Source organism: Calothrix sp. CBUCES-K 9914 (assembly GCF_059640475.1).
In genome coordinates, this window is the sequence record NZ_JBXXZH010000386.1 from 1 (window position 1) to 4,725 (window position 4,725).

General features: G+C 40.1%; 5 protein-coding genes. 1 reads left to right on the top strand and 4 read right to left on the bottom strand.

Annotated elements, in window-relative coordinates:
- The 4 genes from AC2JBO_RS41945 to AC2JBO_RS41960 form a co-directional block, all read right to left on the bottom strand.
- On the bottom strand, positions 1 to 1,758 hold a 1,758-nt coding region (locus tag AC2JBO_RS41945; RefSeq protein ID WP_496959550.1), incomplete at its 3' end, for a tetratricopeptide repeat protein.
- A 24-nt stretch (positions 1,759 to 1,782) separates the two neighbouring features.
- The gene (locus AC2JBO_RS41950; RefSeq protein WP_496959551.1) at positions 1,783 to 2,313 is read right to left on the bottom strand and encodes a chemotaxis protein CheW; all 531 of its coding nucleotides are present in this window, start codon (positions 2,311 to 2,313) and stop codon (positions 1,783 to 1,785) included.
- 10 nt (positions 2,314 to 2,323) lie between these two features.
- Positions 2,324 to 2,689, bottom strand: a complete 366-nt coding sequence (locus AC2JBO_RS41955; protein ID WP_496959552.1) for a response regulator transcription factor — start codon at positions 2,687 to 2,689, stop codon at positions 2,324 to 2,326.
- A 127-nt stretch (positions 2,690 to 2,816) separates the two neighbouring features.
- A complete protein-coding gene (locus tag AC2JBO_RS41960) occupies positions 2,817 to 4,142 on the bottom strand; it encodes a response regulator (protein ID WP_496959553.1) in 1,326 nt (441 codons plus the stop codon).
- Positions 4,143 to 4,480: 338 nt separating this feature from the next.
- Between AC2JBO_RS41960 and AC2JBO_RS41965 the strand changes: the two genes are divergently transcribed.
- The coding region (locus AC2JBO_RS41965) for an HmpF-related protein (RefSeq protein ID WP_496959554.1) at positions 4,481 to 4,725 on the top strand (245 nt) is incomplete at its 3' end.

Below are 4,725 nucleotides of genomic sequence, written 5' to 3' on the forward strand. Positions count from 1 at the left end.
ATTACCTTGACGTACAGAGTCAAATTGATTTTGTAAATCTTTGGTAGTGCGACGAATTTGTTTAAGCGTTAAATTACCCATTAAACCAGCAGTGGTAAAAGAAACAATACCCGCAGCTAAAGACATTGCCCAACCAGTGTTACGAACCGAAGCGCGTTGCGATGAAGAAGAAAAATTAGCCGCAGTAAAGCTAACCAGTGCCACAACCACCGCACTCACCACACCAACAGTTCCCGCAATAAACCATTGTTTCGTTTCTAGAGGTGCGTTTTCTAATGGCGCCAGTAAACCCTGTTCAACACTTACCTGTGGTTCACTTCGACTAACATCGGAAGCAGTAAAAATTGGCACAGCATCCTGGGAGTTAGTAATACTAAACAACTCATCTGAGTCGCGCGCGTCAAAATTATTACTAGTTTTTGTTTTACCAATAGTTTTACCAATATTACTACTAGCAGTAGTGTTGGTGGGTTTTGGCGTATTTAATGAACCGGAATGTAACGAGTTGTTACCACCAAAAGTAGACCCCGTTACATCAAAACCAGGAATGTTACCAAAGTCATCAAACGCATCAAAATCTTCATTTAATTCAATATTAGTAGTAGTAGGGGAATTTACTTTCGGTTTTGAAGACGTATCATTACTTTTATTTGAAGGTTGTTGTTCTAATTCACCTTCAGAACCAAAAGCCGACTCAAAAGCTTCAAAATCAAAGCTATCATCTATATCAAAACTACTAGTATTCGATGTGTCCTTCTCCTTAGTAAACAGCTTATCATCTTGGGTTGCATCAATACTAAAAGTTGAAAATTCGCTTACTCTCGCTTGTGTTTCTGTAGTTTTAGTCGTAAAAGAATGACCATCATGACCATCAATACCAAACGTTAAAGTATCCGTAGTTTCAAGGTCATCTGAATCCCTATTCTCATTTTTACTCTCATTTATACTAATTTCAATAACACTATTTATCTTACCATTGGGAGGCGCCACATCTTCAAAGTTGTTTAGTGAGACTTCGGGCTGCAACTCATATCTATCAACATCAATAATATCAAACGGAGAGTCAGAGACTTCTATATTATTACTACCATTACTATTATCATCATCATGATTTGAATTCATCTCATCCCAAAAAGCTGGTAATTCTAATTGAGACTCCGAACCAGAATTATTTTGATTCTCTTGTAAGATTTGATTATTTTTACTATTTACATCAGTCTTACTTATCGTAAATGGATTTTGTTCGATATCATTATAACTAAATACAGTACTATCAGTTGGCATATCAAAAGGATTACTTTCCTTTTTGCCAAAAGCGTCTGTGTGCATTAAATTAGTCAGTCCACTCAAGTCAAACCCGCTTTTATCAATATCGCCAAACGGTGATAAATTTTCTGCGCTTGCCTTATCGAACTCACTAGCATCAACAAAGTCATCAAAATTAATTTCTGATTCTGGAATATCCTCACTTGCGTTTAACTGACCTAAATATTGATTAATACTCTCCAAACCGCTATGTGCAAAACCAGAGATTTCCGGGTCATCCGTTAGCGACAAAACATTTTTGTATTCAGTGGTCGCAATTTCATACTTTTGCAGTACATAATAAACATGCCCTCGTAGCAAATGCGTATTCGGGTCTGATGGTAATTCTACAACAACAGAGTCAATAAAAGTTGCTGCAAGTTCATAATTTTGTTGAGCATAAGCATTTAAAGCCTGTTGATATAATTGTGCTGCGTCTTCAAGTCCTGCCATTTTATCTGCCTCCTCAAGTTCGTATTAACCTGCCCAACGCGCACTCCGCAAAATTGCGGTTTGGTCTAGCAGTCGCAGAGCCAATGTGCTGTCAACTTGTGTTCCCCACTCTCCTCTTAAAAACGGCGCCATCGTATCTGGAATATTAGTAGGCGCCGTTAAATTGAGAACATCCAACCAATCCATACCACCGATAGAATCAACAGCCAAGCCAACAATTGTATCAGTTTCCTCAATAGCAATTACGCTCAATTCCGCGCGGTCAGTATTGAGAGGAGTCGCGTCACCCAAAAACTGACCCAAGTCAGCGACCCAAATAACACGACCTCGTAAATTTAGAGTACCCAAAAGAAGAGGAGAGACATTCGGGATAGGAGTAATTCTATCGGGACTAAGTTCAATAACCTCACGAATACCCGTTGCTAGTAAAGCAAACTCTTGGCGTGAGGGAATAAAAAACCTCAAATGCAACTCACCAGTCAGATTTTCCACTTGTAAGGACGAGCGTAAATGGTCACCTGGGTCGCCAACTAAAAAATCAGGTTTTAAATTCATAAAAACATCCTTAACCTCGCAAAAGTTGTTTAACAGTACCCACCAACTCAGTCGGTTGAAAAGGTTTAGCAATATAAGCATCGGCGCCTTGTTTCATCCCCCAATAGCGGTCAAACTCCTCCCCCTTACTTGAACACATCACAACAGGGACATTTTGAGTCTTCGGGTCAGACTTCAGGCGCCGGCAAACCTCATAACCATTCATCCTGGGCATCACAATATCCAAAACCACCAAATCAGGGGGTTCAGATAAAATCGCCTCAAGTGCCTCAACACCATCAGCAGCGTGAGTCACCGTCATCCCACTGGCCTTAAGGAGGTCAGTAATCATCTCCCTCTGCGCTATACTATCTTCCACAATTAGAACTGTATTCATATACCCCATTACTACCTCTGTAAATGTAGATGTCCCCAAAATTATGGAACATTCCCTGCCCCGGTTGATTTATGTATAAATTTATTCTATTCCTTGACAAATTTTATAAACGATGAGTTTTTGCTAGTTATGTGATATTATTTTTTACCCTATATTGTGTGTAATCAACAAGTGCTGTATTTTTTTTGTTCCCAAAAGTACGATTATTTAAGTACTTTTTGACTAACATTACTAACTCAGCATTGCTAAAAGGTTTACTTAAACACTCTGTAGCTCCTGCCATTCTGGCTTTGGCGCCTTGAGCAAAATCATCTCGGTCAGTTAGCATAATAATCGGTAAATACCGAAATGCTTGGCACGAACGTAACATTGCACAAATCTCGTAGCCGTTCAACGAAGGCATGGCCAGCTTACATATAATTAAATTAGGGTTTAGGGTAAAGATGCCGTTGAGCGCTTGTATCGGATTTGTGAAAATACAGGCGTTAAAGCCTTCTGACATCAAAACAGACTCGACCGAGCTACATATACTTGCTTCTGGGTCGATAAAAACAATAGTTTTTTTTGCTGCTATCTGATTCTCCTCTGTTATAACTTCACTTTCAATTAATCCTATTGTATTCATATATACAAGTTGTACCCACCCCTTTTGAATATAAGGGTATAGTGCCTTGGCAACAGTCAAAACATCGCGGTTGAGGTAACGGGCGAGTTGCCGGAGGGAAGTTTTTCCATCAGCCCATTGTTTGAGTTTTTTAACAGTTACCACTGAGACTCTTGACCGTAGTCGAACGACCGAGGTTAGCATTGGCAGTTGGTCGGGGGATTGAATATAGGGGTAAAGCTGTTTCCAATCTTGTAGCTGCCTAATAATTTGCGAAGTTAGTGCTGCGGTCTTCCAAGTTGTTAACACAGGGGCAAGTGGGGAAGTTTGCTCAAAAATAAAATTTCCTTGCTGTAAATTTAACAGGTCAAAGATTGTTTCATGTATAAAGCCTTGAATAATGCTACGAGCTTGCGCTGTATTAATGATATTTTGTTCAAGCAACGTCCATATATGGCTGTATTCTGGCAGTGGATGCGATGTACAAAAAGCTTGTTGAGTTTTTTCAAAATGTACCTCAACGTCAAATCTACCGCTTTTGAAGAACTTGTCAGGTGCGTCAGGTGCGAGTTTGACGCGGTAATGACGTAAGTAATCATCAAGCCGTGATTGGCTTCGCCCTCCATCGTTGGCGTATACAATTTGCCCATCGAGAAAAAACACAAACCAAGATTCGGTAGAGTCGTGTTCCGATGAAGATTGTGTTTTTGCTGCTACTGATGCTTGTATTGCACCCCGATGATTAGAGGAAACGGCGCCCTTTTCAACAAAAAGTACCCCCGTTCGCTGACCCAACTCAATAAGTAGCAGGATACTGCGAATATCAATTTCATTTAAATTTCCCTGCATCTAGCTCCAAGGCACTTAAAGGCACTCCCGTATACACTTGGTTTTATTGTGCCCATTTATGCAGCTATATTTAAAGTTGATATCAAAAATATAATCAAAAATATAAATATTGTTTTTCATGTTTCTGGAGTTTAGGCTAGTAGCTTGTGTTAAAGCCAGTGATAACACGGTAGCCATTCTCTACTTTATAGGTACACAATATGATGACACGATTATAAATAGTTTTGCCTACCAAGTCTTGCTTTTACGTGCTTGAACATGGTAGGTCGCACAATTATTTAATGTATAACTCTTAACAACTAACAACACTATTAAGTGCATCCAAAGGAATTAAAGGTGTGCTGTATTTAGCAGAAGTACAAAAACAAAAAGGCGGTTTACTCGGTGGGGGTAGCAAAGCGGAACTTAAGCTCCTAGCTTGCCAGCGCAATGACCAAAGTTGGAGCGCTGTTTCTGAAGAAGTTATCCCCGCTGAAGAAGCAAGTAAATTGAACGATGGTGCCCCCACTGACAGCCAGTCAGCAATCAGCCCGCCTCCAACACCGCCCAGGATGCCTCCAACCGGCAGAATCACCGCTAGCAT